The 760-nt window shown below is 30.8% G+C and carries 1 protein-coding gene; it reads right to left on the reverse strand.

Translation table 11 applies throughout. From position 1 onward, the window contains the following. Positions 1–80: 80 nt before the first annotated feature. Positions 81–760, reverse strand: a 680-nt coding sequence (locus RM553_RS19550; RefSeq protein WP_311536644.1) for a hypothetical protein, incomplete at its 5' end; no start/stop codon positions are given.

Here is a 760-nt window from a genome sequence, read left to right on the forward strand (position 1 = left end):
CTTAGTTAAAACCGACACCAAATAAAAACCGCCTCATTTTGGTAAATGAGACGGCTTCATTACATCGGGCATTTCGAGAATTATTGGCTTGCGCAACGGTTACTGTTGTTAGGCAAAGTACTTTTTTTAGCGCTAATCAAATCGTCAACAAAAAATCGTATGCATTTTGATCCTTTTATCATATAGTATGTTCCAGCTTCTTTTTCTGCGGTAGGAACTATATTGTCAGTTTTCAAAATTCCTCCTGAAATTCTATTTTTTTCAAACTTTATTGAAGAATAAATATGTTGGTGACTTAAATGAATAAATCCGCTCCCGGTTTCATACACATCTTTAGTCCATTTACACCCTTTTATGTTTTTAATCAATTTGACCAATTCGTTATCTCTTAGCTTTATCTTTTTATTTTTAAAATAATTCATTTTACGAATTGATTCTCCTTCTCTTACTTTTTTACAAAATTCATTTATCGTATATTCCGATTGGGTAGAAGCAAATAAACGCAATAGACTATCAAGGTTCAATCTAACTAAGGGTGCAGCAGCAATATAGTTATTTGAATTAATAAGTGAAACATAACCTCTGTTCAGATTCAAAGTTCTATTTAATATGGAAGTTGAAAATATCGTAAAATCCGTAAGTCCGTATTCATTTAACATCTTTTTTCCACAATCAATCAGTTTTTGTTCTTCATCTTCTAATTCAATAATTAATTCTTCTAATTGATCTGACATTTCGTTAAAAGTATTTTGCCTAACGG

This window comes from Autumnicola tepida, from assembly GCF_031846485.1.
Taxonomy (GTDB): Bacteria; Bacteroidota; Bacteroidia; order Flavobacteriales; family Flavobacteriaceae; genus Autumnicola; species Autumnicola tepida.